Source organism: Streptomyces sp. OZ13 (genome assembly GCF_052068155.1).
Taxonomy (GTDB): domain Bacteria; phylum Actinomycetota; class Actinomycetes; order Streptomycetales; family Streptomycetaceae; genus Streptomyces.
Map to the genome: position 1 here is coordinate 24,688 of NZ_JBQHCZ010000021.1, position 26,939 is coordinate 51,626.

The following is a 26,939-nucleotide window of genomic DNA, read 5'->3' on the forward strand; positions in this document are numbered from 1 at the left end:
GTGAACAACCCCCGGGCCCACCAAGCTCCAGTGCTAGGCAGATGAAGTCTTGGTGTCCCCCCGGCGACGCGAGCGGGAAAGCATCGGGCGGCCGGGGCCGACGACGATCAGCCCGATCAGGCCGGCCACGGCCGCGAGCGTGCCCGCGCGCAGCCCCGGTGGCCGGAACGTGCACTCCACGGACGTCTGCCCGGCGGCCACGGGCGTCGCCACCAGGCCCAGGTACGAGTCCGCCGGCCGGCCCCCGCAGCTCCAGCCCGCGATCCGGGGCGCCGCGAGCACGGCCGTTCCGCCCGGACCGGCGGGGAGTTCGGCGCGGACACCGCTGCCGCCGACGTCGACGGACACCGCGCCGGTGCTCCGCAGCCGCTCGACCGCGGCCGCCAGCCGTTGCCGGTCGAGACAGCCGAGCGCCTCGTGGGGCAGGGTCCCGGCCCGCGCGGCCCGCAGGGACACGGTCACCTGCCCGTCGCCGGTCCGTCCGAGGCCGGCCATCGCGGCGCGCCGTCCCGGGAGTTCGCCGCGGAAGTCGACGAGCTCGCCCGCCCCGGCACGGGCCGTGCCGAACAGGTCCGGCGCCCACAGGAAGAGCTCGCTGCCGGCGGGGCAGCGGGCCGTCAGGGTGTAGCGGCCGGGCGCCAGCCGGTGGTCGAAGCGGTCCTGGTCGGGGACGGCCGCCCCCGCATCGGTGCGCAGCCGGGTCGCGGGCACCGTGTAGACGGCCGAGCCGAGCAGCTTCTCCTGGTTGCGGTACGGGGAGCGGCCGAGGCGCAGGCCGTCCGGGAGGACCGGCCGCACGGTCACCAGTGGCGGGACCTCCTGCCGGGTCACCGTCGTGGGCCTGCCGTCGGGCCTGGTCCAGCCCTGGTGCGGGTCGCGGGGCACGTGGACGCGGGCCCCGACGGAGAAGACCGCGTCGGTGACGGGGTTGTCGAGACTGTGCATCGCACGGCCGCCCGAGGTCCAGCCGCTCCCGAGGGCGAGGAACGTGCGCGTCAGCACGGCGGGCGTGTGGCTGCTGTAGTAGGCGGCGCCCTGGCCGCCGACGGCCATCGGGTCGTTGGCGGTGGTCTGCTCGCGGCCGGGGTCCGTGCGGTAACGGGGCCACCCGTCGGCCTCATGGACGGCGTCCGCCTGCACCTGCTGGCGCGTTCCCCAGGGCGCGTAGTCGTCGAGGCGGTTCAGGCGCTGGCGGTCCGCGTAGGCGGTGGTCGCCGCGGCCTGGCCCGCCAGGGCGCCGATCAGCAGGACGGCGGCGAGCGGTACTGCTCGCCCGCCGCGGCGGGCGAGCAGCAGCCCGCCCACGACGGCGAGCAGCCCGGCGGCGAACAGCGGGTACGTCCACCGGGTGACCAGGGGGCTCCAGGACGCGGCGGCGGCGATCGCGAGGAGCAGGGCGCCACCGCCGAGCAGGGCCCGCCGGCCGGGCCAGGCACGGGCGACGGTGGTCCACGCCGCGATGACGATCACACCGGCGAGCACGAAGGTCTGCCGGTAGGGGCTGCCGTTGGGCGTCGCGAAGGCGTGCCACAGCAGATGCGTGGGGGCCCATTGAAGCGACAGCGCCACCGCCGCCACCAGGCCCGCCCAGGCCAGCCGTTCGCGTCCGGGCACCGCGCGGTGGAAGGCCAGCGCGCAGGCCAGCAGCAGCGCGCCCGTGCCGAGGAACAGCGCAGGGGTGAAGAAGCTGTAGGTGGCGGGCAGCAGACGTGCGGACGCGTCCGCCCAGGAGGCCGCCGCGAACTCCCGCTTCCATCCGGGATAGGCGTGCCGGGTGCCGAGGAAGACGGGGACGAGCACGGGCGCCGCGAGCGCTGTGCCGAGCAGCACGGTCCGCACCGCGCGGAGCAGGGCCCGTATCCGCTCCCGGCGCTCCGGCTCCTCCAGGAGCAGCCGCAGGAGGAGGACCAGTGCGGCGCCCAGGGTCGCCATGTAGGCGGTGTAGAAGTTCGCGGTCCACGCCAGCGCGACGATCACGGGGCCCAGCACGGGCCTCCTGCGACGGCGGGCCCATTCGCCGACGAGACACAGCAGCGGGAAGGCGATCAGGCCGTCCAGCCACATCGGGTTGTACGAGGCCTCGACGACCGACCAGCCGCACAGGGCGTACGAGGCGCCGAGGACGGCGGCCGCCCATCTTCGGTCCGTGCCCCGGTGGATCGCCGTGAGCAGCCAGGTCATGGCCGCCGCGGCCGCCGCCATCTTGAGGAGGGTGACCACGTAGACGGCCAGGTCGATCTCGTCGCGAGGGAACAGCCCGACGAGCACCGAGAACGGGCTCGCCAGGTAGGTGCCGAGGTCGGGCAGGAAGCTGGTGCCGTACCCGGACTGCCAGTTGAGCAGCACTCCGCCGTCCGCGCGCCCGTGCAGCAGGTCCCACAGCCGGGTGTGGAACGGGACGAACTGGTTGCCGAGGTCGTTCACACTGCGCGTGTGCGGCCCGAAGGGAAAGCTGCGGGCGACGGCGTCACCGGCGCACACGGTGCCGGCGGTGATGAGCGCGGCGAGACCGGCAGCACGGCCGCGCGCGGAGGGCAGAGTCCACATGATGTGTCGAATATGCCAGTAGTGATCGTGAAATCACCTTGAGGGACGACCAGTTCACCGAAAGGTCGCCTGTGCGCCATGTCGTGACCCCGTCTGCGACATTCAGGACGGATGTTGTTCTCTGGTGCTGATCTCGATAGTTGTCCCGTGCTTCAACGAAGAGGAGATCATCGGCCGCTTCCATGACCATGTGACCGCCGAACTTGACCTGCTCGGGCAGGAATTCGAGCTGGTCTACGTGGACGACGGAAGTCAGGACCGGACGCTCGATCTCCTTCAGGGGATCGCCGAGGCCGACTCCCGTACCCGTTACGTCTCCTTCAGCCGCAACTTCGGCAAGGAGGCGGCGATGCTCGCCGGCCTCCGGCACGCCGAGGGGGACGCGGTCGTCATCATGGACGCCGACCTCCAGCATCCGCCGGAGCTCGTGCGCCGGATGCTCCAGCTGTACGAGGAGGGCTTCGACCAGGTCATCGCCAAGCGCACCCGCAAGGGCGACCGGGTATCCCGCACGGTCACGGCGCGCGCCTACTACTGGCTGATCAACCGGCTGGTCGACGTGCAACTCGTGGACGGCGTCGGCGATTTCCGACTGCTGTCACGGCGCACCGTCGACGCGGTGCTGGAGCTGACCGAGTACAACCGTTTCTCCAAGGGCATTTTCGCCTGGGTCGGATTCCGCACCACGACATTCGAGTACGAGAACGCGGTGCGCGAGCAGGGCCGCTCCAAATGGAGCTTCGGAAAGCTCCTCAATTACGGTCTCGACGGGCTGCTGTCCTTCAACAACAAACCGTTGCGGGCCGCGATCTATCTGGGAATGCTGCTGCTCGCCGTCGCGATGGTGTATGCCGCCTGGATCGTCGGTGTCGCCCTGGCGAACGGCGTGGACACCCCCGGATATGTCACCCTGCTCGTGGCGGTCATCGCGCTCGCCGGCGTGCAGATGCTGATGCTGGGTGTGGTCGGCGAGTACGTCGGACGCATCTACTACGAGGTGAAGCGGCGGCCGCACTTCCTGGTGAAGGCGACCAACGCCGGCCTTCCCCGACAGGAGGACGGCCGGCGGGACGGTGACGGGAACAGGCGCGCGGGGGAACTGGTAGGGAAATGACGGTACGGGGCCAGCTCGTCAGGTTCGGCCTGGTCGGGCTGGTGAACACCGGGACGTACTACGGCCTGTACCTGGCCCTGCTCACGGTCCTGCCGTACGTGGCGGCCCACGTCGTCGCCTTCCTGCTGTCCATGGTCGGGTCGTTCTTCCTGACCTCGTACTTCACGTACCGCACCCGGCCGACGTGGCGGAAGTTCCTGCTGTTCCCGCTCACCAACGCGGCGAACTTCGTGGTGACGACCGGCGGGGTGTACCTCCTCGTCGACGTGCTGCACTTCGGCAGCACCTACGCGCCGCTGCTCGCGGCGGCCGCGGCCATCCCGCTGACGTTCGTCCTGTCGCGGTTCATCATGCTCGGCCCGGACCGCTCCCCGGTCCGGCCGGACGCGGAACCGGAGCAGGTCACGGTCCGCTGACGAGCGCAGAACAGGTCCGTGCCCCCGCCGATCCAGGATCGCGGGGGCACGGACATGTACGGCTCGGGCGGCTCAGCGCATCCGGCGCGCCACCTTGCGCAGCACCGGGTTCCGGCGCAGCGCCTCGCCCCGCCCGGGCGGCGTGGCGCCCGGCAGGCCCAGGCTGGTCAGCCTGCGCCGCTTGAAGTAGCGGGTCAGCTTTTCCTCGGGCAGCGCGGAAAGGAAGGACACCGCCTCTTCCCGCAGCCCCGGGTGGGACGCGGACTGCATGCAGTACCCGACCGCGCGGACCAGGCCGCCGACATCGGCGGTGAGGTCCACCGGCCGGCCCGCCCGTTCGATGTCGGTCAGGTCGGGAACGAGGGCGTCGACGATGGTCAGCGGGACGCGGTTGCTGTTCTGGTAGGGGGCGATGCGCTCCAGCAGCAGTTCGGTGCCCACCCGGGCGGCGGGGATGCCGTAGAAGGCCGCAGCCGTGATCATCGCGGTGGAGAAGCACCCCACGACCAGTTCCGGGCGGGCCCGTTCGTAGAGCGTCTCCGCGAGCACGGGCGTCCGCAGGATGTGCAGGTCGAGGCCGAGCCCGGACCCGAGCTCCTCCAGGGCGCGCGTGGAGTCCGCGGGGGCGCTGGGATGCGGCTTGAAGGTGATGACACGGTGTCCGAGGGCCGCGGCCCCGCGGATCATGCCGAGGTGCAGTTCCTCCTCCTCGTCCCGGCTGATCAGCTCCAGCGCGGAGAGGTACTGGCCGAGCAGCAGCGCGGTGGGACGCTCCGGACCGGTCTCCGCGGCCGAACCGACCTCGGCGAGCACGGCGCGGAACTCCGCGTCGGGCACGGCGACCGGCTCGACCCCGTACTCGGACAGCAGCATCGGCCTCAGGCCCGGCACCAGGTCCAGATGGATCAGACGGCTGATGCGGCTGCTCATCGGCAGCGGGATCTGGTTGCGGGTGGGGCCGTAGCTCATCAGCCCGTCCGCGTACACATGGAGCGGACTGTCCGCGAAGATCGCCGCGATCGCCCGCGACGGGTTGGCCTGGATCGACTCGCAGGCGATCTCGACCTTGTCGTCGCCCAGCCCCCAGGCGAGCCGCAGGCTCCTCTCCCACAGCAGGACGTCCTGGGCCCGGGGGGACCAGCCGGCCGGGTGGTGCGGGCGGATCGTCGCGTTCCAGGAGCGGACCTCGTCGAACTCGGGGCGCAGCGCCTCGAAACCGGACATCCGGTCCAGCGGTGTACCCAGTTCGGGAACGGCCGAGGTGTCACTGACCACCAGGATCCGGCGGTGCTCCGACCGCGGACCGAACAGGCCGGAGCGGATGGCGGCCGTGACGGTGGCCGCCGCGTACTGGGTGGCGGCGCAGAAGATCTGGACGGTCATGCGGCGGCCTTTCTGATGATGGTGCGCCGTTCGTCGTCGAGCCCGGCGAGTGCCCGCTCCAGCTCGGCACCCGGAATGCGCCGCAGGGCCCCGCCGGTGAGGGCCTTGAGCTCACGGGCGACGGAACGGCTGAAGCGCTGCCGGTCGCGGAGCTGATGGGCGATGACGACGCAGTAGCCGCGGACCGCCTTCGGCATCAGGAGGTCCGCCTGCGGGTCGTCGGCGAGTTCGGCCAGTACCTGGTCGAACGCCTTCACGAAGTCCAGCTGCCGTACGTCGCCGATCTGGGTGAGCGAACTCGCGACGCCCCGCCGGTAGAAGATCTGGTGCAGCGAGGCCACCGCGTAGGACTCGGCGTGCCGGTGCAGTTGCCAGATCCAGGGCCGGTCCTCCGCGGTGCGCAGTCCGTCCGTGAACCGCAGCATGCCCCGGTCGAGGAGGGAGGCGTCGTAGACGCCGGCCCAGGCGTACGGGTAGTCGACCATGCTCGAGTCGCCGACCGGCAGGATCGACGAGCGCGGGTCCAGCGGCGTGTCCCGCCGGCCCTCCGGCGCGCGCTGGAGGGTCCGCTGAGAGCCGGTCACCTGTACATGGTCGGTGCGTACGAAGTCCACGCCGAGCCGGTCGATCACGTCGACGAGCGCCGCCAGGTGACCTCGCCCGAGCCAGTCGTCGCCGTCGAGGAAGGTGATCAGGCGGCCGTCGGCCCGGTCGATGCCGGTGTTGCGCGCCGACGCGAGTCCCCGGTTCTCCTCGTGGCGGACGACGGCGCTGTTCGGCAGGCGTCGGGTGAGCGCGGTGAGGGCTTCGAAGGTGTCGTCCGTCGAGCGGTCCTCGACGAAGATGAACTCGAAGTCGTCCCGGGCGTTGTTCACCAGGCCGGCCACCGTATCGGCTATGTACGCGGAGACGTTGTAGCAGGGGACGATGACAGAGAGCGTGGTCACCGGGCGAGGGTACGGGCGGCCGATGGAGCGGCCTCTGACGCCGGCGTGAGCGGAAGGTGAACGCCGGATGAGCGTCGGGGGAGGTACGCGAGGGCTCCCGGCAGCGAGCGGAGAGCGGCCCCGGGGGCCCGTTCCGGACCGTCGGGCGAGGCGCGTCCGCCGGGCCGGTGACCGCCGTGGGGGGAGAGGGAGCCCCGCCCGCATCCCGGCTCCCGCCGAATCGTTTGGCGAATCAGTGGCCCACGCCACTCCCAGTGCCTAACATCGATCACCGCAAGGCCTTGTGCACCGAAGCACAATCATGCCGGGAGGCCCCTTTGCACCGCCGTCGTCGCACCGCGCTCACCGTCTCCGCCGCGCTCCTAGCCGCCGCGCCGCTCCTCGCCGCCTGCGGCAACGACGCGCACCCCGGGACCGCCGCCGTCGTCGGCGGGCAGCGGATCGAGGTGTCCACCGTCCAGGCGAAGGTCCAGGACGTACGCGACGCGCAGCAGGCCTCGCCGCAGTCCGCGCAGCTGATCAAGGACAGCGGACAGCTCGGCCGGGCCAAGCTGTACGACCTGATCGTCGACCGGGTGGTCGCGAAGGCCGCGGAGGACGCCGGGGTGAGCGTCAGCCGCAAGGAGATCCAGGACGGGCGGGACGAGCTAGCGGAGCAGTCCGGCGGTGAGGAGCAGCTCGCCGCCATGTATCTCCAGCAGCGCGGCGTCGCCCCCGACCAGGTCGAGAACGCGGTGCGCCGCGACATCCTGGTCGGCAAGATCGCCACCGCGATCGGCGCGGCGAACAGCCCGGAGGGCCAGCAGCTGCTGAACGAGGCCTTCACCGCCGCCGCGAAGGACCTCGACATCGATGTGAACCCCCGCTACGGCGCCTGGGACGACGCGAAGCTGGAGCTCGGGACCTACAAGGCGCCCTGGATCACCCAGGTCTCGCGGGAGGCACAGCCCGTCGAGGCGGGCGCGTAGGGCCTCTCGTTCGGATCAGGCCGGATCCGAACGAAAGACCCTCGCGGCGGGAGGTAGGTTCGGGGTGTGACCACCGAAGCACCCGCCGTCGGCCGTATCGTCCTGCTCACCGCCAGCCACCGCGTCGCGCCCGGACTGCTGTCCTGGCCCGCGTGGCGGACGCTGCACGCCGCGGACCGGGTGCTGTGCGCGGACCCGTACCACCGGCAGCTGTCGTACCTGCGTGAGGCCGGTGTGACCGTGGAGCATGCCGCGCCGAGCGCGCAGGAGCTCGTGGACGCCTGCGCGGGAGGCCGCACGGTCGTCGTACTGGCCTCCGGCGAGGGCGAGCCGGCGCTGACCGACGGTCTCGCCCGCCTCGGCGGGTCCGGCCGGGTGGCGATGCCGGACCTGGAGCTGCTGCCCGGTGCGTACGACCTGCCCGGAGCACGACTGCTCGACCTCGTCGAGGTCATGGACCGCATCCGCCGCGAGTGCCCCTGGTCCTCGCAGCAGACCCACAAGGGCCTGGCCAAGTACGGCATCGAGGAGGCGTACGAGCTCGTCGAGGCCATCGAGGACGGTGACCGCGACGAGCTGCGCGAGGAACTGGGGGACGTACTGCTCCAGGTCGTCTTCCACGCGCGGATCGCCGAGGAGGGTGGCCCCGGGGAAGAGGACGAGCCGTTCTCGATCGACGACGTGGCGGGCACGATCGTCGAGAAGCTGATCCACCGCCATCCCCATGTCTTCGGGGAGGAGACCGCCTCGACGCCCGAGGAGGTCAAGGCGCACTGGCTGCGCACCAAGGCGATCGAGAAGCAGCGTGCGTCGGTGACCGACGGTGTCCCGCTCGGCCAGCCGGGCCTCGCGCTGGCGGCGAAGCTCGCTTCCAGGGTCCGTACGGCCGGCCTCGACGTCCCCCTCCCCGCCGGACAGGGCGTCGGCTACGAGCTGCTCGCCCTCGCCGTGCGCGCGGAGGCGGCGGGCGTCGACCCCGAGGCCGCGCTGCGTGCCGCGGCCCGCGCGTACCGGGACGCGATCCGCGCGGCGGAGGGCCACCCCGGTAACGTCGAGGGGTGAACGACCCGACCGACCGGAACGCCGCTCCCGAACTCTTCACCTGGGAGTTCGCGACCGATCCCTACCCCGCCTACGCCTGGCTGCGCGAGCACTCGCCGGTGCACCGGACCCGGTTGCCCAGCGGAGTGGAGGCATGGCTGGTCACCCGGTACGCCGACGCCAAGCAGGCCCTCGCCGACCAGCGGCTCTCGAAGAATCCCGCGCATCACGACGAACCGGCGCACGCCAAGGGGAAGACGGGCATCCCGGGCGAGCGCAAGGCGGAGCTGATGACGCATCTGCTGAACATCGACCCGCCGGACCACACCCGGCTGCGCCGGCTGGTCTCCAAGGCGTTCACCCCGCGCCGTGTGGCCGAGTTCGCGCCGCGGGTGCAGGAGCTGACGGACCGGCTCATCGACTCCTTCGCGGCGAAGGGGGAGGCGGACCTGATCCACGAGTTCGCCTTCCCGCTGCCCATCTACGCCATCTGCGACATGCTCGGCGTCCCGCGCGAGGACCAGGACGACTTCCGTGACTGGGCGGGAATGATGATCCGCCACGGGGGCGGTCCGCGCGGCGGCGTCGCCCGCTCGGTGAAGAAGATGCGCGGATACCTCGCGGAGTTGATCCACCGTAAGCGGGAGGAACCGGGGGACGACCTCATCTCGGGGCTCATCAAGGCGTCCGACCACGGTGAGCACCTCACCGAGAACGAGGCCGCGGCGATGGCCTTCATCCTGCTCTTCGCCGGCTTCGAGACCACCGTGAACCTCATCGGCAACGGTGTGTACGCGCTGCTGCGCAACCCCGGCCAGCGCGAGCGCCTCCAGGCGTCGCTCGCCGCGGGCGAGAGCGAGCTGCTCGCCACCGGCGTCGAGGAACTGCTGCGCTACGACGGCCCGGTGGAGCTCGCGACTTGGCGGTTCGCCACCGAACCGCTCACCGTCGGCGGGCAGCGGATCGCTGCCGGCGACCCGGTCCTCGTCGTGCTCGCGGCCGCCGACCGCGACCCCGAACGCTTCGACGCGCCGGACACGCTCGACCTGTCCCGGCGTGACAACCAGCATCTGGGGTACGGGCACGGCATCCATTACTGCCTCGGCGCGCCGCTCGCCCGGCTCGAGGGGCAGACCGCGCTCGCCACGCTGCTCCGCAGAATGCCTGACTTGCGGCTTGCGGGAGATCCGGCCGATTTGCGGTGGCGTGGGGGACTCATCATGCGTGGATTGCGCACTCTGCCCGTTGAGTTCACACCTGAAACGAACTGACGCCGCGTCAATTCTGTGACTTTCACGTGATCTCCGCTGCATCGACTTGTGACTCGCGTTCGAATACGGCTACGTTCACCGTCGACTCGGCACGCAACAGCAGGCCGCAGGTTTCCCAGCTGTCACGCGAAAGGCAACCGCATGCTCTCCGGGAACGGACGACACCGCCGACCCCGCCAGGCTCCGGCCCTCATCGTCGCGGCAGGGGTGACCGGTTCGGCCATCGCCATTCCGCTGCTCGGCGCGGGCTCGGCCTCGGCCGCGGACGCGAGCACGTGGGATCGCGTCGCGGAGTGCGAGAGCGGCGGCGCCTGGAGCGCCGACTTCGGCAACGGCTTCTACGGCGGACTCCAGTTCTCCGAGGAGGTCTGGGCCGCGTACGGCGGCACCGCGTACGCGCCGAGCGCCGACCTCGCCAGCCGCTCGCAGCAGATAGCGGTCGCAGAGAAGGTGCTCGCCGCCGAGGGCCCGCAGGCGTGGCCCGCGTGCGGGCCGCTCGCGGGGCTCGTCGACGACGGCACGGACACCGGCGTCGATCCCGGCATCCTGCCGCTGCCGCAGCAGAGCGAAGCGCCGGCCGCTGAGCCGTCCGAGGACGCCTCCGGCACGGACACGCCGGCCGACGCCACGGACAGCGGGACCCTCGAGGACTCTTCCGGCGGTCCGGGCGGGACCGGAGCGCCGGACGGCGCGGACGCGTCCGCGCCGTCCCGTGACGCCGGTGACGCGCCGGACTCCACGGACGGGACCACCACGGCTCCGGATGCTCCCGACGCGTCCGACGGCGTCACGGACGCTGCTCCCTCCGACGAGGCGACGAGCGGCGGCGGCAAGCACCGCGGCGCTCCCGCCGACGACGAGGCGGAAACGGGCAATGCGGAAGAGGGTCGCGAAAGTGGCCGTCATGCCTCACGTGGTGAAAGTTCAGGTCGTAATGGTGTCGACGAGGCAACCCGCCCCGACGCCTACACGGTTCAGCCCGGCGACAACCTGTGCGACATCGCCGCCGAGAAGGACGTGCCCGGCGGTTGGCCGGCGCTCTACGAGGCGAACGAGGAGACCGTCGGGGCCGACCCGGACCTCATCCTGCCCGGTCAGAGCCTCGATCTCGGCCTGAACCGGGTCTAGTTCGCGTAGCGTTTCGCGGGCTTATGTCCGTTGTGTGCGAGTGAGACAAGGGTCTCTTTGCTGCAACTGCGGCAAATCCCCCTGCGAATTCGCCCACTCCGCCCCTCACCTGCGAAAACGGACACTCATAGGTGGCCGGTTCGGGCGATTTCTCCCCGATGTTCGACTTTGAACATCGGGGAGTCGTGTGTCTACCGTCTGAACCGTTCGCCATCGCGGGCACCGTCGACCGATACGCCGAATCCTGCCGTCGGTCGGGGGGAACAGTCGTCGCTCAGAGCGCCGAAGGCAGGAGCGGGGGACCCAGGTAAGTGCCGGGCCCGTGAGCCGAGATCGCGAGAGGCCGACCGTACGTCGAGGTCGGCCGGACCGTGGAGACCGGCGGAACGGAACCGGCTGGGGGTGAAGACCGCGCGTCAGTGACGTGCGGCCGGGCAACTCACAGGCCCGAACCCGACAGCTCACCTCGCAGGCGTCGGTGAGGAGATAGCTCCATGCTGCGTTCTTCCGGCAACGCCAAGCACCGCCGCGCTTCCAGGACGACCCGTATCGCCGCCTTCGTCGGCATCACCGGTGCGGCCGTCGCCGCGCCGCTGCTCGGTGCGGGCACCGCCTCCGCCGCCACCACGGCCGAGTGGGACGCCGTCGCCCAGTGCGAGTCCGGCGGCGACTGGTCCATCAACACCGGCAACGGCTACTACGGCGGCCTGCAGTTCTCCACCTCGACTTGGGCCGCGTACGGCGGCACCGCGTACGCCGCGACCGCCGACCAGGCGTCCAAGTCCCAGCAGATCGAGATAGCCGAGAAGGTCCTGGCCGGCCAGGGCAAGGGCGCCTGGCCGAGCTGTGGCGTCGGCCTGTCCAACGCTGCCAACGACGCCGGCTCCGCCGAGGCCGAGCCCACCGAGCCGGCCCAGGAGCGCGCCGAGGCCCCCACCACGCGCTCCGAGCGCGCCGAGGCCCCGGCGAAGAACGCCGCTGCCGAGGCCAAGTCCTTCAAGAAGGGCGACGGCGAGTACAAGGTCAAGGCCGGCGACACCCTGAGCACCATCGCCGAGGCCGAGAAGGTCAAGGGCGGCTGGGAGAAGCTCTTCGAGCTGAACAAGGACATTGTCGAGGACGCCGACGTGATCCACCCGGGTCAGCAGCTCCACCTGAGCTGACCCACCCCTTCCTCCCACGGTCCGGCGGTCGTGGGAGGCCACCCGTCTTCCGAACGGGATCCGAGCACCCCGGTCCGGCGCACCTTCCCCCGAACGCGCCGGGCCGGGGTTCGGTCCGTCGAGGGCCAGGGCCCGAATGCCGGTTACCCACAGGTAGATACCGCCCTGTTTGCCCCGTCCCAAGGGTCTTGATGCCCTTTTTCGTCCCAGGGGGCGGGCATCGGCCGGCCTTTGCCCCCGAGGCGGTTAGGCTCTTGCCGCAAGGCCAAGCAGACCTCTGCACTTTTTCTCGCGTCACATCCCAGAAGGAGATGCTCGTGCCGTCCATCGACGTCGTCGTAGCCCGGGAAATCCTGGACTCCCGAGGTAACCCCACGGTCGAGGTCGAGGTTGGCCTCGACGACGGCAGCACGGGTCGTGCTGCAGTTCCGTCCGGCGCCTCCACCGGTGCGTTCGAGGCTCTCGAGCTTCGCGACGGTGACCAGAACCGCTACCAGGGCAAGGGTGTCGAGAAGGCCGTCCTCGCCGTCATCGAGCAGATCGGCCCGGAGCTCGTCGGTTACGACGCCACCGAGCAGCGGCTGATCGACCAGGCGATGTTCGACCTGGACGCCACCCCGGACAAGTCCTCCCTCGGCGCCAACGCCATCCTCGGCGTCTCCCTCGCCGTGGCGCACGCCGCCTCCGAGGCCTCGGACCTGCCGCTCTTCCGCTACCTGGGCGGCCCGAACGCGCACCTGCTGCCCGTTCCGATGATGAACATCCTGAACGGCGGCTCGCACGCCGACTCCAACGTGGACATCCAGGAGTTCATGATCGCGCCGATCGGCGCCGAGTCCTTCTCCGAGGCCCTTCGCTGGGGCACCGAGGTCTACCACACCCTCAAGAAGGTCCTGAAGCAGAAGGGCCTGTCCACCGGTCTCGGCGACGAGGGCGGCTTCGCGCCGAACCTCGACTCCAACCGCGCCGCCCTGGACCTCATCCTCGAGGCCATCAAGGAGGCCGGTTACGCCCCGGGCAAGGACATCGCGCTCGCGCTCGACGTCGCCGCGTCCGAGTTCTACAAGGACGGCTCGTACGAGTTCGAGGGCAAGTCCCGCTCGGCCGCCGAGATGACCGAGTACTACGCGGAGCTCGTCGACTCCTACCCGCTGGTCTCCATCGAGGACCCGCTGTTCGAGGACGACTGGGCCGGCTGGCAGGCCATCACCGAGAAGCTCGGCGCCAAGGTGCAGCTCGTCGGCGACGACCTGTTCGTCACCAACCCGGAGCGCCTGGCCCGCGGCATCGAGGAGAACGCCGCGAACGCCCTGCTCGTGAAGGTCAACCAGATCGGTTCGCTGACCGAGACCCTCGACGCCGTCGAGCTCGCCCAGCGCAACGGCTTCAAGTGCATGATGTCCCACCGCTCCGGCGAGACCGAGGACGTCACCATCGCAGACCTGGCCGTCGCCACCAACTGCGGCCAGATCAAGACCGGCGCCCCGGCCCGCTCCGAGCGCGTCGCCAAGTACAACCAGCTGCTGCGCATCGAGGAGATCCTCGACGACGCGGCGGTGTACGCGGGCCGCAGCGCGTTCCCGCGGTTCCGCTTCGCGGACCAGTAGGCGCAGCAGGTACGAGGGCTGATCGTCCCGACGATCACCGCCTGACGCCCTGTCGTCCGTACGTCCCCGGCCGCGGTCCCGTACCGTGTCCGGGGACGTACGCGTGTGAAGGGGAGGCGAGAGGAATGGCACGCACGCCGGACGCGGACCGGTTCTCCACCGCGACCAGGCTGCGGCTGCTCGGCGAGCAGACCGCCGCCCGTGTCTACCGGTCCCAGAACCGCCGCCAGGCCCGCCGCTCCCGCCTCACCGGACGCGCGGCCTTCCTCGCCCTCGTCGTCTGCTCGCTCGTCGTCGCACTCGCCTACCCGATGCGCCAGTACGTCTCGCAGCGGGCCGAGATCGCCGAGCAGGAACGGCTGATGGACGAGGCCCGTAAGAGCGTCGAGCAGCTCAAGGACGAGAAGGCGCGTCTCGAGGACGACATGTACATCCGGCGGCTGGCGCGCGAGCACCTGCACTACGTCCTGCCCGGGGAGACCGGATACACCATGATCGATCCGGAGGCCGCCGAGCAGCAGCAGGAAGAGGGCGGTGCGGCCGACCGGCCCTGGTACTCGAACGTATGGAACGGCGTGGACAGCGCCGACGGCCCGCAGCACGGTTAAGTCAGCGAACAAGGCAGGCATGGAAACACCTCCTCCCACCACCGAACCCACCGAGCCCACCGACGCGGACATCGCCGCGTTCAAGGAGCAGCTCGGCCGGCCCCCGCGCGGTCTGCGCGCGATCGCGCACCGCTGCCCCTGCGGGCAGCCCGACGTCGTCGAGACCGCCCCGCGGCTCCCCGACGGCACCCCCTTCCCGACGCTGTACTACCTGACGTGCCCGCGGGCGGCTTCCGCGATCGGCACGCTCGAGGCGAACGGCGTCATGAAGGAGATGACCGAGCGCCTGGCGACCGATCCCGAACTCGCCGCCGCCTACCGGGCGGCCCACGAGGACTACATCCGGCGCCGTGACGCCATCGAGGTGCTGGAGGGCTTCCCCAGTGCCGGCGGCATGCCGGACCGGGTGAAGTGCCTGCACGTGCTGGTCGGCCACTCGCTGGCGGCCGGCCCCGGCGTCAACCCGCTGGGCGACGAGGCGATCGCGATGCTGCCGGAGTGGTGGGCCAAGGGTCCGTGCGTGTCGCCCTGCGTGACGCCCGAAGCCTGATCACCGAGGAGACCGCCGACATGACCCGCGTCGCCGCAATCGACTGCGGCACCAATTCCATCCGGCTCCTGGTCGCGGACGTCGACCCGGCCACCGGGAAGCTCGTCGACCTCGACCGCCGGATGACCATCGTCCGGCTGGGCCAGGACGTCGACCGCACCGGCCGGCTCGCCCCGGAGGCGCTGAAGCGGACGTTCGACGCCTGCCGTGAGTACGCCGCCGTCATCGAGGAGCACGGCGCCCGCCGCGTCCGCTTCGTCGCCACGTCCGCGTCGCGCGACGCGGAGAACCGCGACGAGTTCGTCGCCGGCGTGCTCGACATCCTCGGCGTGGAGCCGGAGGTGATCACCGGTGACCAGGAGGCCGAGTTCTCCTTCACCGGCGCCACGAACTCGCTCGACGGCCGCTCCGACGTCGACCGTCCCTATCTGGTCGTCGACATCGGCGGCGGCTCCACCGAGTTCGTGGTGGGCGAGGAGCACGCCCGGGCCGCCCGGTCCGTCGACATCGGCTGCGTACGGATGACCGAACGGCACGCGCCGAGCAGTCCGGCGACGCCGGAGCAGATCGCCGCGATCACCGCGGACATCGAGGCGGCGATCGACGACGTCGAGAAGACCGTGCCCATCCGGCAGGCGCACACCCTGGTCGGGCTCGCCGGCTCCGTGACCACGGTCGCGGGCATCGCGCTCGGCCTCGAGGAGTACGACTCCGAGGCCATCCACCACTCGCGGATCTCCTACGAGCAGGTCGAGGAGGTCACCACCATGCTGCTGAACTCGACGCACGACGAGCGCGCGGCGATCGGCGTGATGCACCCCGGCCGCGTCGACGTGATCGCGGCCGGGGCGCTCGTCCTGCTCACGGTCATGCGGCGGACCGGGGCCCGCGAGGTGGTCGTCAGCGAACACGACATCCTCGACGGCATCGCGTACAGCGTCGCCGCCGGGACCACCGGCTGAGTCCGCGTCAGAAGGTCGGGATCGGGGACGGGGTGAGCACGACGAACTCCGCCCCGGCCGGGTCGTTGCACACCGCGAGCCGGCCCACGCCCTCCGCGTCCTCGGGGCCCATCGAGACCGAGCCGCCCTTCTCCCGCACGAGGGCGACCGTGGCGTCGCAGTCCGCGGTGCCGAAGACGGGGTGCCAGTAGGGCCGGTTCTCGCCCGAGGAGAACATCTGGGGGACGGCCATGATGCCGCCGAACATCCGCTCGGCCGGCTGGTCCTTCGGCGTGACCATCGTGTACGTGCCGCCGTCGCCGGGGAGCTCCATGTCCTGGCCGGACCAGCCGAAGACGGTGCCGTAGAAGGTTTGCGCGGCGGTCGAGTCGGTGGTGTAGAGCTCCACCCAGCCGAGGCTGCCGGGGGCGTCGGCCAGTTGGATCCCCGGGTACGAGCCCGGCTGCCAGACCGCGAACTGGGCGCCCTGCGGGTCGGTGAGCTGGGCGAACCGTCCTTCGTCCGACACCTCGGAGGGCGGGGTGCGCACCGAGCCGCCGGCCTGCTCGACCGCCTTGACGGTGGAGTCGATGTCGGTGGGAGTGTGGAAGTAGACCGTCCAGGCCGGGCGGGCGCCTTCCTCGGTGAGCTGCCCGACCGCTCCCACCACCTTGCCGTCGAGCCGGAACGACTTGTAGCTGCTCGCCTCCTGGTCGAACGCCTGGGCCTGCCAGCCGAACACGGCGCCGTAGAAGGCGGCCGCCGCGTCGATGTCGGGGGCGCCGAGGTCGAGCCAGCAGGGGGAGCCGGGCACGAAGTCAGTGGTGATCACGCCATTCCCTTTCTCCGGGACTTCCCCGGTCTCTCCCGGGGTCCGCGCCTCAGCCTGGCACCGAGCGTGGGCGCCCGCCCGACGACGCTCCGGCCGCCCCCGGAAGGGCCTGCCGGACCGGCCTGGAGGGGTGCTCGCGAGAAAGTTCGTGAAGTTCTTCACAAGGAAAAGCGTCCTGACACGCCCGTAGAGGCTCCTCAAGGCCCTTTGTGCCCGCCTGTTGGGCCCGGACGGGCACATTCGAAGGCGGGCGGCCGACCGCGCCCCCAGAGCCAAAGGAGCGGCGGTCCAGCGGCCCCGCAGCCCTAGGGGCCAGCTCAGAGGGGTGATCAACGTCCCCCGGCACCCTGTGGTTCCCCCTGGGAACCATGACCTGGGTCACGTGGGCGGCGGAGTGTAGCAGAGTGGAGCCAACACCTTGTGAAGGGGCTCACGAGCGCCCCCTCCGAGGGGGGTGGATACTCGATGGCATGAGCACCACGGAGCGTCCCAGGATCCTCGTTGTAGGCGGTGGGTACGTAGGCCTGTACGCAGCTCGGCGCATTCTCAAGAAGATGCGCTACGGCGAGGCGACCGTCACGGTCGTCGACCCGCGGTCGTACATGACGTACCAGCCCTTCCTCCCCGAAGCTGCCGCCGGCAGCATCTCGCCTCGGCATGTCGTCGTCCCGCTGCGACGCGTGCTGCCCAAGGCAGAGGTTCTCACCGGTCGGGTCACGACCATCGACCAGGACCGCAAGGTCGCGACGGTCTCGCCGCTCGTCGGCGAGGCGTACGAGCTGCCCTTCGACTACCTGGTGATCGCCCTCGGCGCGATCTCCCGTACCTTCCCGATCCCCGGCCTCGCCGAGCAGGGCATCGGCATGAAGGGCATCGAAGAGGCCATCGGCCTGCGCAACCACGTGCTCGAGCAGCTGGACAAGGCCGACTCGACGACCGACGAGGACGTCCGCCGCAAGGCGCTGACCTTCGTCTTCGTCGGCGGCGGCTTCGCCGGCGCCGAGACCATAGGCGAGGTCGAGGACCTGGCCCGTGACGCTGCGAAGTACTACAGCAACGTCAAGCGCGAGGACATGCGTTTCATCCTCGTCGACGCCGCCGACAAGATCCTTCCCGAGGTCGGCCCGAAGCTGGGCAAGTACGGCAAGGAGCACCTCGAGGGCCGTGGGGTCGAGATCTACCTCTCCACCTCCATGGACTCGTGCGTCGACGGCCACGTGGTGCTGAAGAACGGCCTCGAGGTCGACTCCAACACCATCGTGTGGACCGCCGGTGTGAAGCCGAACCCGGCGCTGGCCCGCTACGGCCTGCCGCTCGGCCCCCGCGGCCACGTGGACTGCAGCGAGAAGCTCCAGGTCCAGGGCACCGACTACATCTGGGCCGCCGGCGACAACGCCCAGGTCCCCGACATGGCCGCCCGCAAGGCCGGTGTCGAGAACGCCTGGTGCCCGCCGAACGCCCAGCACGCGCTGCGCCAGGCCAAGGTCCTCGGCGACAACGTCATCTCCGGGATGCGCGGCTTCCCGCAGAAGGACTACGAGCACGCGAACAAGGGTGCGGTCGCCGGTCTCGGCCTGCACAAGGGCGTCGCGATGATCGTCATGGGCAAGATGAAGATCAAGCTCAAGGGGCGGCTCGCCTGGTACATGCACCGTGGCTACCACGGCATGGCCATGCCGACCTGGAACCGCAAGATCCGCGTGTTCGCCGACTGGACGCTGGCGATGTTCCTCAAGCGCGAGGTCGTCTCCCTCGGCGCGATGGAGAGCCCCCGCGAGGAGTTCTACGAGGCCGCCAAGCCGGCTCCGGCCGCCGCCAAGCCGGAGGCCGAGAAGGCCAAGGCCTCCTAGCGGTACCGCTGTCCCCGAAGGGGCCGCCCGCCATCCGTGGTGCGGGCGGCCCCTTCGGCGTTCCCCGACCTCCGGCGCGCTCCGCCTGCCCGGCCGCCGGGGGCCGCTGCCCGGCCGCGGGCGCGGCTGACTCCGACCAGGTGCCGTTTCCCGCCTTTTTGCCTGTGCATTGCGTAGTGCGGGGAAGCACACATGGTGGTCACGTTGTTGAAGGAATGGAACCGTGCGGTCCCGCGGTGCGGGGCCGGCGGGGCGTTCGTGGGAACCACCGTCACGGAGGTGTGCGCCATGGCCGACGCCGCATTGCGGCTGACCACTCTCGCCGAGGAACTGCTGGGGGCACCGCTCCCGGTCCGCATCCGCGCCTGGGACGGCAGCGAAGCCGGACCGCCGGGCGCGCCCACCCTCGTCGTACGCCACCGGCGCGCCCTGCGGCGGCTGTTGTGGCGACCGGGCGAGCTGGGGCTCGCACGGGCCTGGGTCGCCGGGGAGGTCGACGTCGACGGCGACCTGTACGAGGCCCTCGACCTGCTCGCCGGGATCTTCTGGGAGCGCGGCGGCGAGCGGCACAGCGCCGTACGTGCACTGCGCGCCGCGCGGGACCCGAGGCTGCGGGCGGCCGCCCTCGACCTGCTGAGGCTCGGCGGGCCGCTGCCCCCGCCGCCCCCGCCCCTCGAGGAGGTGCGCCGGCGTACCGGCCCGCTGCACACCAAGCGGCGCGACAAGGAGGCCATCAGTCACCACTACGACGTCGGCAACGATTTCTACGAGCTCGTGCTCGGGCCGTCCATGGTCTACTCGTGCGCCTACTGGGACGAGGCGGGCACCCTGGAGGAGGCCCAGCGCGACAAGCTCGACCTGGTCTGCCGCAAGCTCGGGCTGAAGGAGGGCGACCGGCTCCTCGACGTGGGCTGCGGCTGGGGTTCCATGGCCGTCCACGCCGCCCGCGAGTACGGCGCCCGGGTCACCGGCGTGACACTCTCCCGTGAGCAGGCCGTCTACGCCCGCAAGCGCATCGCCGACGAGGGCCTCACCGACCGGATCGAGATCCGGGTCCAGGACTACCGGGACGTCAGGGACGGTCCGTACGACGCCATTTCGTCCATCGGCATGGCGGAACACGTCGGCCGCGTCCGCTACCGCGAATACGCCGACCAGCTGTTCTCGCTCCTCGTGCCGGGCGGCCGGCTGCTCAACCACCAGATCGCCCGCCGGCCCGAGAAGAACGAATCGGCCTACCAGGTCGACGAGTTCATCGACCGCTACGTCTTCCCCGACGGCGAACTCGCGCCCCTCGGCCGTACCGTCGCCACCCTGGAGGACGCCGGCTTCGAGGTCCGGGACGTCCACGCCATCCGCGAGCACTACGCCCGCACCCTGCGCGCCTGGGTCGCCAACCTCGAGAAGGCGTGGCCCGAGGCCGCGCGATCCACGTCGGCCGGCCGGGCCCGGGTGTGGCGGCTCTACATGGCCGCGTCCGCGGTCTCGTTCGAGCGCAACAGGATCGGCGTCAATCAGATCCTCGCCGTCCGGACCCCCGACAGTGGCAGCTCGGGAGTGCCGCTGCGGAGCCGCGACTGGCGCTGAGCGCTCGCCGCCGGACGTACGAACGACGCGGGGCCCCGTGGGCGCGTGCACAGCACACGCCCACGGGGCCCCGCCCCCGGGAACATCTACTCGGTCTTGATCGCCGTCAGCATGTTCAGCTTCGCCGCGCTCCGGGCCGGCCACAGCGCCGCCAGCACACCGACCACACCGGCCAGCAGCAGGAAGATCCCGATCCGGTCCCACGGCATGACCAGCACATAGCCGGGGATCTCCTTGCGGATCGTCTCGCCGATCGCCCAGGCGAGGAACGAGCCGAGACCGATGCCGACCACCGCGCCGAAGACCGAGATCACCACGGCCTCCAGCCGGATCATCCGCTTCACCTTGCCGCGGTCGAGGCCGATCGCCCGGAGCATGCCGATCTCCTGCTGACGCTCGAAGACGGACATCGCCAAGGTGTTGATGACGCCGAGCACCGCGATGATCAGGGCCATCGCCAGCAGCCCGTACATGATGTTCAGCGCCGTGTTGATGAACCCGCCGAACATGTTCCGGATGTCCTGCTGGTCCATGACGCTCATCGCCGGGTTGTCGCCCAGCGCGTCGACCAGCGCCTGCTCGTTCGCCGCACTCGCGCCGCCGTCCATCGTCACCCAGATCTCGGGGATGTACGGCTTCGGCTCGTAGGGGGCGACGACGTCGGTGGCGACCAGGATCGGGGAGAGGAACTCGTTGCCCTTGTAGACGGCGCCGACCGTCAGGTTCTTGGTCTCCTTCTTGCCCTCCTGGCCGAACTCGGCGGGCAGGGTGTCACCGGTCTTCCAGCCGTTCGACTTCGCGGTGTCGTCGTCGACCGCGATCTGCCCCTTGCCGAGCGTGGCGAGCGAGCCCGAGACCGTCTCCAGGTCGAAGACCTTCTCCACGTCGCCCGGGGTGACCGCGGACGCCGAGTGCCAGTTGCCCTTGATCTCCATCGAGGACGCCTGCTGCGGGGAGACGGCGCTGACGCCCTCGGCCTTCTCGATCGCGTCGAGCGCCGACCGGTCCAGCGCGCCGCCGCCGGCCATCGAGACCATGTAGTCGGCCCTGATGTTGTCCGTGGTCATCTGGTCGACGGCGCGGCCCATCGTGGCGCCGAGCACCGAGATCCCGGTGACCAGGGTGAGACCGATCGCCAGCGCGGAGGCAGTGGCGCCCGTACGGCGCGGGTTGCGCACCGCGTTCTGTCCGGCGAGCTTGCCCGACACCCCGAAGAGACGGTGCAGCAGCGGCCGCACCAGCGCGATCACCGGGCGGGACAGCAGCGGGATCAGGACGATGATGCCGACCAGCGCCAGGAACGCGCCGCCGCCGATGATCGTCCGGCCGTCGGAGCCGGCAGCCGCGCCGGCGACGATCGCGGCCGCGCCGAGCAGGGTGAGCACACCGCCGATGGTGTTCCGCAGCACCAGCGACTTGGTGGTGGCGACCGCGTGCACGCTGCTCATCGCCGCCACTGGCGGGATCTTCGCGGCCCGGCGGGCGGGCAGCCATGCCGCCAGCACCGTGATCAGCACACCGACGGCCAGGGCGGCGGCCACCGCGGTGGGCGAGACGACCAGCGGTCCCGCGGGCACCTTGGCGCCGAAGGTGCTCATCGCCGACCGCAGACCCGTCGCCAGACCGAGGCCCAGCACGAAGCCGACCACCGAGGCGACGGCCCCGACGACCAGCGCCTCGAGGATCACCGAGCGCTTGACCTGCCGGCGGGAGGCGCCGACGGCACGCAGCAGCGCCAGCTCCCTGGTGCGCTGGGCGACCAGCATGGTGAAGGTGTTGGCGATCAGGAAGACGCCGACGAACAGGGCGATGGCCGCGAACGCGAGCAGCATCGTGTTCATGTTCGAAAGGCCGCTCTCGATCTGCTTCGCCTGCTCGTCGGCCAGTTCCTTGCCGGTCTGTGCCTCGGAGTCCTTGGGCAGCAGCGGCTTCACGGCCGCGAGGATCTTCGTGTCGGAGGCGCCGGCCTCGGAAGTCACGGTGACGTCCGAGAAGTAGCCGGGCCGAAGGTAGAGCTGCTGGGCCACGGCGGTGTCGAACAGGACCAGGCTGCCGCCCGCGTTGACCGCGCCGTCCTCGGTGGTGAAGACACCGGCGAGGGTGTACTCCTTCACCGGGCCGTTGGTGGCCACCCGTACGGTGTCGCCGACCTTGTACCCGCCCTTGGCGGCGGAATCCTTGTCGAGGGCGATCTCGCGGTCCTCGCGCGGCCCCTCACCGGTGGTGAAGGTGTACGCGGCGTCCTTGCCGTCCTTGCCCGGGGCGAAGTTCGCGCCGGTGTTGGACCAGCCGTTGCCGATGAGCTTGCCGTCCTGGTCGGCGACGCCGGCGAAGCCGGAGACCCGGCCGGCCGCGGATGCGACACCGTCGACGTCCCGGATCCTCTCCAGGGTCTTCTCGTCGATGCCGGCGTCCTTCGCGGCCTCGCTCGGGTCGATGTAGGTCGTCACGGCGACCGCGACCTTGTCGTAGCTCTTGGCGGACTGGTTGCGGTAGGCGTTGCCGAGGGTGTCGGTGAAGACCAGGGTGCCGGAGACGAAGGCCACGCCGAGCATCACGGCGAGCACGGTCATCAGCAGCCTGGCCTTGTGCGCGAGCACATTGCGCAGGGCGGTACGGAACATGTGGGTGTCCTGGGAACGGGCACCGGCGTCCTCGCGGGCGGCCCGGCGGGGCCGGCCGCGGGCCGGGCGGTGACAGGTGAGGTCTTGGGGGCGCGCGGGGCAGGGCGCGTGCTGCGCGGCGGCCGGGGGCGCCGGGGCGTGCCGCGGGAGCGCCCGGGGCGGGCGCGCCGGCCCTGGGCGGGGAACGGGCCGGTAGGGGCCCGGCGACGTCAGCTCGTGCGGCCCTTGGCGTCGAAGGCCTTCATCCGGTCGAGGACGCCGTCGGCCGTGGGGCTGATCATCTCGTCGACGATCGCGCCGTCCGCCAGGAAGATCACCCGATCGGCGTAGGAGGCGGCCACCGGGTCGTGGGTCACCATGACCACGGTCTGGCCGAGCTCGCGCACCGAGTTGCGCAGGAAGCCGAGCACCTCGGCGCCGGACCGCGAGTCGAGGTTTCCGGTCGGCTCGTCACCGAAGATGATCTCCGGCCGGGAGGCGAGGGCGCGGGCGACGGCGACGCGCTGCTGCTGGCCGCCCGAGAGCTGGGTCGGCCGGTGACCGAGCCGGTCGCGCAGGCCCACCATGTCGATGACCCGCTCCAGCCACTCCCGGTCGGGCTTACGGCCCGCGATGTCCATGGGCAGCGTGATGTTCTCCATCGCGGTCAGCGTCGGCAGCAGGTTGAACGCCTGGAAGATGAAGCCGATCTTGTCGCGGCGCAGCTGTGTGAGCTGCTTGTCCTTCAGGCTGCCGAGCTCGGTCTCGCCGATGCGCACGGAGCCGGAGCTGAAGGAGTCCAGACCGGCGACGCAGTGCATCAGCGTCGACTTGCCGGAGCCGGACGGGCCCATGATCGCGGTGAACTCGGCCTGCCGGAAGTCGACGCTCACATGGTTCAGCGCGACCACCTGGGTCTCGCCCTGTCCGTACACCTTGGACAGGTCCGTGGCGCGGGCGGCCACGGCGGTGGCGCGGTGAGCGATGGGGGTGGTGGTCACGAGGGGAGCTCCTGTCGGGGGTGTGCCGTGCTGACTCCACCATCCTGTACGCGCCGGCGCCGGGAATCGTCAGTCCCGGTGCCCGTTCCCGGGGCCCTCTCCGGTCGGACCGGGCGGCCCGCTCCTCCTCCTTGGGTATGACGGCGCCCCTGAGAGACGAGGGGGACCCGAGAGGGCGCTTTTACGTCATTCCCAGGGGCTCGGGGCAGCGGTCGCAGGCGGTACGAGGGGGGTGCGCACACACCCCGACCTGGCCTGACGCTCCCTCAGGAGCCAATGGAACAAGACAAGATCGGGCCATCGCCCCGATGGCGAGTCGATCTGCACCGATAGGCTCGGGTGCCAACGCGGAGCCCTCGCGCCACGCCCGGGTGGTGGAATGCAGACACGGCGAGCTTAAACCTCGCTGCCCCTCGGGGCGTGCCGGTTCGAGTCCGGCTCCGGGCACCTCGACGCCCCACCGCCCGGCACACGGTCACCCTCTGTGGAGCCCTGTGCCGTGCTCCACTGTCACGATCCCGGAAAGATCCTCCCCGAGCACTAGAGTGTTCGCTTTGCTTCCGCATTACTCTTGACTTCTAGGCCGCGCACGGTGGCCAAGGAGGAGTGAGATGAGGAGCAGCAACCCGGTCTTCTCGCGACGGGGGTTCAGCCGTGACAACGGCTACGCCGGCTTCAACGCGCAGCAGCAGCCGCAGGCCGGGGGCCCCGCCGTAGGAACGAACCCCTACGCCCAGGGCGCCGGCAACCCTTACGCGACCAACCCCTACGCCCCCACGGACACCCAGTACGGCGCCCCGGCGCCCGTCCGCACGGACGCCATGACGATGGACGACGTCGTCACGCGCACCGGCATGACGCTGGGCACCGTGGTTCTCGGTGCGGTCCTCGCCTGGGCCGTCCTGCCGGTTTCCCCCAGCAGCTACGGCATCGCCATCGGCTCGGCGCTCGTGGCCTTCGTCCTCGCGATCGTCCAGTCCTTCAAGCGCACCCCGTCGCCCGCGCTGATCCTGAGCTACGCCGCCTTCGAGGGCATCTTCCTCGGCGTGATCAGCGAGATGTACAACAGCCGGTGGGACGGTGCGCCCTTCCAGGCGGTGCTCGGCACCATGGCCGTCACCGGCGCCATGCTGTTCGTGTACAAGCAGCGCTGGATCCGGGTCACCGCGCGGTACGCCCGCATCGGTATGACCATCGCGATCGCCTTCATCGCCGTGATGGCGGTGAACCTGCTGCTCGTGGTCTTCGGCGTCGCCGAGGACGGCGGTCTGCGCAGCTTCGGGCCGCTCGGCGCGGTCGTCGGCATCCTGGCCATCCTGATCGGCTGCTTCTTCCTCACCCTGAACTTCAAGGAGATCGAGGACGGCATCACCTACGGCGCGCCGCGCCAGGAGTCCTGGCTGGCCGCCTTCGGCCTGACCGTGACCCTGGTGTGGATCTACCTGGAGATGCTGCGTCTGGTGGCCATCTTCAGCGGCGACGACTAGTCGGCGCGGCGGCCGGGACACCGGTCGCACGAAGGGCCCGCAGGCACTGCCTGCGGGCCCTTCCTCGTGTGCGGCACCTGAGGCCACTAGAGCAGCTTGCGCGCGGCCCGCCTCAGGTCGTACTCGTGGATGATCGCTTTCGCATGTCCGTACGCGAGGTTGTGTTCGCCCCGGAGCCAGCTGACCTTCTCCTCGAAATTGAAGAGAGACGGTCCTTCGTCGACGGTGCGGAGCCAGTCGGAGATGTCACGACCGGTGCACTCGGGGATTCGGGAGAGCAGATTTCGGTGGGTCTGTTCGGAGAAGACTTGGGACATCGGCGCCTCCGGACGCATTGCGCGTGTGCTCTTCACGCCACCGTGCCTGAGCGTGCGCGTATTGGCAACAGTCCCGGGAGGGCGCGTAGGGTCGCGGCGTGCTTGATACGACGGGACTGATCGCCGCGGCGGACCGCTTCGCGGACCGTCTGCGGGCCGCGCCGCAGAGCCGGCTCCAGCGGGGCGCGGCGGCTGAGGCACTGGCCCTGGCCAGGGAACTCGCGGAAAGGGCGCAGCGGATCGAGGAGCCCGGACCGGAGCCGAGGATCATGCCCGACGCGGGAGTGTTCGCGGTCGCGGACCAGCTGATGGTGGCCGCCCACGATCTGGCCGAAGCGCTTCGGCCGGTGCCGGACGCGTCAAGGGAAGTGGACGAGGCGATCGCGCTGGTGCGGTCCGCCGCCGACCGCTCGGGGCTGTAGCCCTCCGGTCGGCGCCCCCGGGATCCGGGGGCGGGCGGGCGAGCGGCCGGGCTCGGCGGCTCGGTGGCTCAGTGGGAGGCGATCACGCGGTCGGCGAGGATGTACACGCTCTCGTCGCCGCAGGAGAACGTCAGGGCGTACGCGCCCGACACACCGGAACCGCCCAGCAGCACCGGCGCGGTGCCCGCGCGCAGCGCGTCCGCGAGGCGCTCAGCGGTCTCCCGGTGGCCCGGGGTCATGCACAGGGTCGTGCCGTCGGCGAAGACGTAGACGTCCAGGGTGCCCAGCGGGCCGGGGCGGACGTCCGCGAGCTCGATGCCCGTCTCCGCCAGCTCCTCGAGCTTCGACACGGTGCGCTCATGGTCGGTGACGACAGGCGTCTGGACCGGCACGAAGTCCGGGTGGGAAGGGTGCCGGCGGCGGGCGGCGGCCAGCTCGGGGGAGTCCTCAGCGAACTCGGTGACCTCGGGGAGGTCGGCCATCTCGTCGAGCCCGTCGACGCCGTCCAGATCCAGCGACTCCAGGTCCGTCGACTCGAGGCCCATGGACTCCAGGCCCACGAAGTCGGCCTGGCGCGGGACGTAGAACGGCGGGATCTCGTCGCCGATGCCCGACAGACCGCCGAGCGCGGACCCCGACGCGGAACCGGAGCCCTCGCCGGAGTAGCGGGCGGAGGCGTCCGCGGCGTCACGCGCCTCCTGCGCGGCCCAGAAGGCCCGCGCCTCGGCCAGCTCGCGCTCCCGTTCCTCGGCGAGCGCCTCGGCGACGGCCGCGCGTATCTCGGCGGCATCACTGGTGCGGGCCTGGGGTACGGAGGCGGTCCGGGCCGGCCCGGACGCCTCGGCGAGCTCGCTGCGCAGGGCGGCCACCTGCTTACGGAGCCCGTGGGCGGCGTGCAGGGCAGCGGCGCCCACGGCCGTGGCGGCGGCCGTGGTCAGCAGCAGGGCAAGAGACATGGCGCTCACTGACTTACTCCCGGTTTCAATCGGATCCCCCGACTTCTACATCAGCTTGCGATGAACCCGCGCACTCTGTCAGTGCATTACGTCACCAATTGGACAGGACTTTGTGCCCGGCGTTTACCGGCGGATCGGCCCTGACCTGCAAAAAGGCGTCTCCCCCAGGAGATAGGTCACATCCTGGGGGAGATTCAGTC

23 protein-coding genes, 1 tRNA gene and 1 riboswitch are annotated in these 26,939 nt (G+C 70.8%); of the genes, 16 read left to right on the forward strand and 8 right to left on the reverse strand.

Annotation, left to right across the window (positions count from 1 at the left end):
* Positions 1 to 33: 33 nt before the first annotated feature.
* Positions 34 to 2,547, reverse strand: a complete 2,514-nt coding sequence (locus ACTMTU_RS32355) for a YfhO family protein (RefSeq protein WP_441266993.1) — start codon at positions 2,545 to 2,547, stop codon at positions 34 to 36.
* A gap of 124 nt (positions 2,548 to 2,671) precedes the next feature.
* On the opposite strand from ACTMTU_RS32355, the gene ACTMTU_RS32360 reads away from it, so the two are divergent.
* Together ACTMTU_RS32360 and ACTMTU_RS32365 are read left to right on the forward strand one after the other, a co-directional pair.
* Positions 2,672 to 3,661, forward strand: a complete 990-nt coding sequence (locus ACTMTU_RS32360) for a glycosyltransferase family 2 protein (RefSeq protein ID WP_441266994.1) — start codon at positions 2,672 to 2,674, stop codon at positions 3,659 to 3,661.
* Positions 3,658 to 4,077 carry a GtrA family protein gene (locus ACTMTU_RS32365; RefSeq protein ID WP_441266995.1) on the forward strand — a complete coding sequence of 140 codons (420 nt, stop codon included), beginning with the start codon at positions 3,658 to 3,660 and terminating at the stop codon, positions 4,075 to 4,077. The genes ACTMTU_RS32360 and ACTMTU_RS32365 overlap by 4 nt, the downstream gene beginning before the upstream one ends.
* A 72-nt stretch (positions 4,078 to 4,149) precedes the next feature.
* Here the strand turns inward: ACTMTU_RS32365 and ACTMTU_RS32370 are convergent, their stop codons facing one another.
* Together ACTMTU_RS32370 and ACTMTU_RS32375 are read right to left on the reverse strand one after the other, a co-directional pair.
* Complete coding sequence (locus ACTMTU_RS32370; RefSeq protein ID WP_441266996.1) at positions 4,150 to 5,460, reverse strand: polysialyltransferase family glycosyltransferase; 1,311 nt, start codon at positions 5,458 to 5,460, stop codon at positions 4,150 to 4,152.
* On the reverse strand, positions 5,457 to 6,407 hold the full coding sequence (locus tag ACTMTU_RS32375) for a glycosyltransferase family 2 protein (RefSeq protein ID WP_441266997.1): 951 nt from the start codon (positions 6,405 to 6,407) through the stop codon (positions 5,457 to 5,459). Before ACTMTU_RS32375 ends, ACTMTU_RS32370 begins: the two co-directional genes overlap by 4 nt.
* Before the next feature lie 317 nt (positions 6,408 to 6,724).
* Between ACTMTU_RS32375 and ACTMTU_RS32380 the strand changes: the two genes are divergently transcribed.
* The 9 genes from ACTMTU_RS32380 to ACTMTU_RS32420 all read left to right on the forward strand — a co-directional run bounded on the left by ACTMTU_RS32380 (position 6,725) and on the right by ACTMTU_RS32420 (position 15,705).
* On the forward strand, positions 6,725 to 7,375 hold the full coding sequence (locus ACTMTU_RS32380; protein WP_441266998.1) for a SurA N-terminal domain-containing protein: 651 nt from the start codon (positions 6,725 to 6,727) through the stop codon (positions 7,373 to 7,375).
* A 66-nt stretch (positions 7,376 to 7,441) separates the two neighbouring features.
* A complete protein-coding gene (locus ACTMTU_RS32385) occupies positions 7,442 to 8,437 on the forward strand; it encodes a nucleoside triphosphate pyrophosphohydrolase (protein ID WP_441266999.1) in 996 nt (331 codons plus the stop codon).
* Entirely contained in the window at positions 8,434 to 9,687 is a 1,254-nt protein-coding gene (locus ACTMTU_RS32390; protein ID WP_441267000.1) for a cytochrome P450 family protein, read from the forward strand. The genes ACTMTU_RS32385 and ACTMTU_RS32390 overlap by 4 nt, the downstream gene beginning before the upstream one ends.
* 141 nt (positions 9,688 to 9,828) lie before the next feature.
* The gene (locus ACTMTU_RS32395) at positions 9,829 to 10,815 is read left to right on the forward strand and encodes a transglycosylase family protein (RefSeq protein WP_441267001.1); all 987 of its coding nucleotides are present in this window, start codon (positions 9,829 to 9,831) and stop codon (positions 10,813 to 10,815) included.
* 352 nt (positions 10,816 to 11,167) lie between these two features.
* Positions 11,168 to 11,305, forward strand: a riboswitch (cyclic di-AMP (ydaO/yuaA leader).
* A 4-nt stretch (positions 11,306 to 11,309) separates the two neighbouring features.
* Positions 11,310 to 11,978 (forward strand): transglycosylase family protein, encoded by a 669-nt coding sequence (locus ACTMTU_RS32400; protein ID WP_441267002.1) that lies wholly within the window; start codon positions 11,310 to 11,312, stop codon positions 11,976 to 11,978.
* Between the two features lie 311 nt (positions 11,979 to 12,289).
* Complete coding sequence (gene eno, locus ACTMTU_RS32405; RefSeq protein WP_307706795.1) at positions 12,290 to 13,585, forward strand: phosphopyruvate hydratase; 1,296 nt, start codon at positions 12,290 to 12,292, stop codon at positions 13,583 to 13,585.
* A gap of 125 nt (positions 13,586 to 13,710) precedes the next feature.
* Complete coding sequence (locus tag ACTMTU_RS32410) at positions 13,711 to 14,193, forward strand: FtsB family cell division protein (RefSeq protein WP_441267003.1); 483 nt, start codon at positions 13,711 to 13,713, stop codon at positions 14,191 to 14,193.
* A 19-nt stretch (positions 14,194 to 14,212) separates the two neighbouring features.
* Positions 14,213 to 14,743 carry a DUF501 domain-containing protein gene (locus ACTMTU_RS32415; RefSeq protein WP_360045375.1) on the forward strand — a complete coding sequence of 177 codons (531 nt, stop codon included), beginning with the start codon at positions 14,213 to 14,215 and terminating at the stop codon, positions 14,741 to 14,743.
* Between the two features lie 20 nt (positions 14,744 to 14,763).
* A complete protein-coding gene (locus ACTMTU_RS32420; protein WP_441267073.1) occupies positions 14,764 to 15,705 on the forward strand; it encodes a Ppx/GppA phosphatase family protein in 942 nt (313 codons plus the stop codon).
* 7 nt (positions 15,706 to 15,712) lie between these two features.
* Here the strand turns inward: ACTMTU_RS32420 and ACTMTU_RS32425 are convergent, their stop codons facing one another.
* On the reverse strand, positions 15,713 to 16,516 hold the full coding sequence (locus ACTMTU_RS32425; protein ID WP_441267004.1) for a VOC family protein: 804 nt from the start codon (positions 16,514 to 16,516) through the stop codon (positions 15,713 to 15,715).
* Between the two features lie 470 nt (positions 16,517 to 16,986).
* Between ACTMTU_RS32425 and ACTMTU_RS32430 the strand changes: the two genes are divergently transcribed.
* Both ACTMTU_RS32430 and ACTMTU_RS32435 read left to right on the forward strand, forming a co-directional pair.
* Positions 16,987 to 18,366 (forward strand): NAD(P)/FAD-dependent oxidoreductase, encoded by a 1,380-nt coding sequence (locus ACTMTU_RS32430; protein WP_441267005.1) that lies wholly within the window; start codon positions 16,987 to 16,989, stop codon positions 18,364 to 18,366.
* 288 nt (positions 18,367 to 18,654) lie between these two features.
* A complete protein-coding gene (locus tag ACTMTU_RS32435; protein WP_441267006.1) occupies positions 18,655 to 19,953 on the forward strand; it encodes a class I SAM-dependent methyltransferase in 1,299 nt (432 codons plus the stop codon).
* An 86-nt stretch (positions 19,954 to 20,039) separates the two neighbouring features.
* Here ACTMTU_RS32435 and ACTMTU_RS32440 read toward each other — a convergent pair whose 3' ends face one another.
* A complete protein-coding gene (locus tag ACTMTU_RS32440; RefSeq protein ID WP_441267007.1) occupies positions 20,040 to 22,577 on the reverse strand; it encodes an ABC transporter permease in 2,538 nt (845 codons plus the stop codon).
* A 209-nt stretch (positions 22,578 to 22,786) separates the two neighbouring features.
* Positions 22,787 to 23,557 carry an ABC transporter ATP-binding protein gene (locus ACTMTU_RS32445; RefSeq protein ID WP_441267008.1) on the reverse strand — a complete coding sequence of 257 codons (771 nt, stop codon included), beginning with the start codon at positions 23,555 to 23,557 and terminating at the stop codon, positions 22,787 to 22,789.
* 365 nt (positions 23,558 to 23,922) lie between these two features.
* Here ACTMTU_RS32445 and ACTMTU_RS32450 point away from each other — a divergent pair.
* Both ACTMTU_RS32450 and ACTMTU_RS32455 read left to right on the forward strand, forming a co-directional pair.
* Positions 23,923 to 24,004: transfer RNA gene (locus tag ACTMTU_RS32450), tRNA-Leu, on the forward strand.
* Between the two features lie 164 nt (positions 24,005 to 24,168).
* The gene (locus ACTMTU_RS32455; RefSeq protein ID WP_441267009.1) at positions 24,169 to 25,044 is read left to right on the forward strand and encodes a Bax inhibitor-1/YccA family protein; all 876 of its coding nucleotides are present in this window, start codon (positions 24,169 to 24,171) and stop codon (positions 25,042 to 25,044) included.
* Between the two features lie 86 nt (positions 25,045 to 25,130).
* Here ACTMTU_RS32455 and ACTMTU_RS32460 read toward each other — a convergent pair whose 3' ends face one another.
* Positions 25,131 to 25,361, reverse strand: coding sequence for a DUF4287 domain-containing protein (locus ACTMTU_RS32460; RefSeq protein ID WP_189469493.1), 231 nt, complete (start codon positions 25,359 to 25,361; stop codon positions 25,131 to 25,133).
* Between the two features lie 98 nt (positions 25,362 to 25,459).
* Between ACTMTU_RS32460 and ACTMTU_RS32465 the strand changes: the two genes are divergently transcribed.
* On the forward strand, positions 25,460 to 25,783 hold the full coding sequence (locus tag ACTMTU_RS32465) for a hypothetical protein (protein ID WP_441267010.1): 324 nt from the start codon (positions 25,460 to 25,462) through the stop codon (positions 25,781 to 25,783).
* A gap of 68 nt (positions 25,784 to 25,851) precedes the next feature.
* Here ACTMTU_RS32465 and ACTMTU_RS32470 read toward each other — a convergent pair whose 3' ends face one another.
* Positions 25,852 to 26,739, reverse strand: a complete 888-nt coding sequence (locus ACTMTU_RS32470) for a hypothetical protein (protein ID WP_441267074.1) — start codon at positions 26,737 to 26,739, stop codon at positions 25,852 to 25,854.
* Positions 26,740 to 26,939 lie beyond the last annotated feature (200 nt).

Excerpts from the sequence above, each read along its gene's own strand:
- ACTMTU_RS32355 (WP_441266993.1), bottom strand. The coding sequence starts at position 2,547 with ATGTGGACTCTGCCCTCCGCGCGCGGCCGTGCTGCCGGTCTCGCCGCG.
- ACTMTU_RS32365 (WP_441266995.1), top strand. The coding sequence starts at position 3,658 with ATGACGGTACGGGGCCAGCTCGTCAGGTTCGGCCTGGTCGGGCTGGTG.
- ACTMTU_RS32370 (WP_441266996.1), bottom strand. The coding sequence starts at position 5,460 with ATGACCGTCCAGATCTTCTGCGCCGCCACCCAGTACGCGGCGGCCACC.
- ACTMTU_RS32395 (WP_441267001.1), top strand. The coding sequence starts at position 9,829 with ATGCTCTCCGGGAACGGACGACACCGCCGACCCCGCCAGGCTCCGGCC.
- ACTMTU_RS32400 (WP_441267002.1), top strand. The coding sequence starts at position 11,310 with ATGCTGCGTTCTTCCGGCAACGCCAAGCACCGCCGCGCTTCCAGGACG.
- eno (WP_307706795.1), top strand. The coding sequence starts at position 12,290 with ATGCTCGTGCCGTCCATCGACGTCGTCGTAGCCCGGGAAATCCTGGAC.
- ACTMTU_RS32410 (WP_441267003.1), top strand. The coding sequence starts at position 13,711 with ATGGCACGCACGCCGGACGCGGACCGGTTCTCCACCGCGACCAGGCTG.
- ACTMTU_RS32415 (WP_360045375.1), top strand. The coding sequence starts at position 14,213 with ATGGAAACACCTCCTCCCACCACCGAACCCACCGAGCCCACCGACGCG.
- ACTMTU_RS32420 (WP_441267073.1), top strand. The coding sequence starts at position 14,764 with ATGACCCGCGTCGCCGCAATCGACTGCGGCACCAATTCCATCCGGCTC.
- ACTMTU_RS32430 (WP_441267005.1), top strand. The coding sequence starts at position 16,987 with ATGAGCACCACGGAGCGTCCCAGGATCCTCGTTGTAGGCGGTGGGTAC.
- ACTMTU_RS32435 (WP_441267006.1), top strand. The coding sequence starts at position 18,655 with ATGGCCGACGCCGCATTGCGGCTGACCACTCTCGCCGAGGAACTGCTG.
- ACTMTU_RS32440 (WP_441267007.1), bottom strand. The coding sequence starts at position 22,577 with ATGTTCCGTACCGCCCTGCGCAATGTGCTCGCGCACAAGGCCAGGCTG.
- ACTMTU_RS32455 (WP_441267009.1), top strand. The coding sequence starts at position 24,169 with ATGAGGAGCAGCAACCCGGTCTTCTCGCGACGGGGGTTCAGCCGTGAC.
- ACTMTU_RS32460 (WP_189469493.1), bottom strand. The coding sequence starts at position 25,361 with ATGTCCCAAGTCTTCTCCGAACAGACCCACCGAAATCTGCTCTCCCGA.
- ACTMTU_RS32470 (WP_441267074.1), bottom strand. The coding sequence starts at position 26,739 with ATGTCTCTTGCCCTGCTGCTGACCACGGCCGCCGCCACGGCCGTGGGC.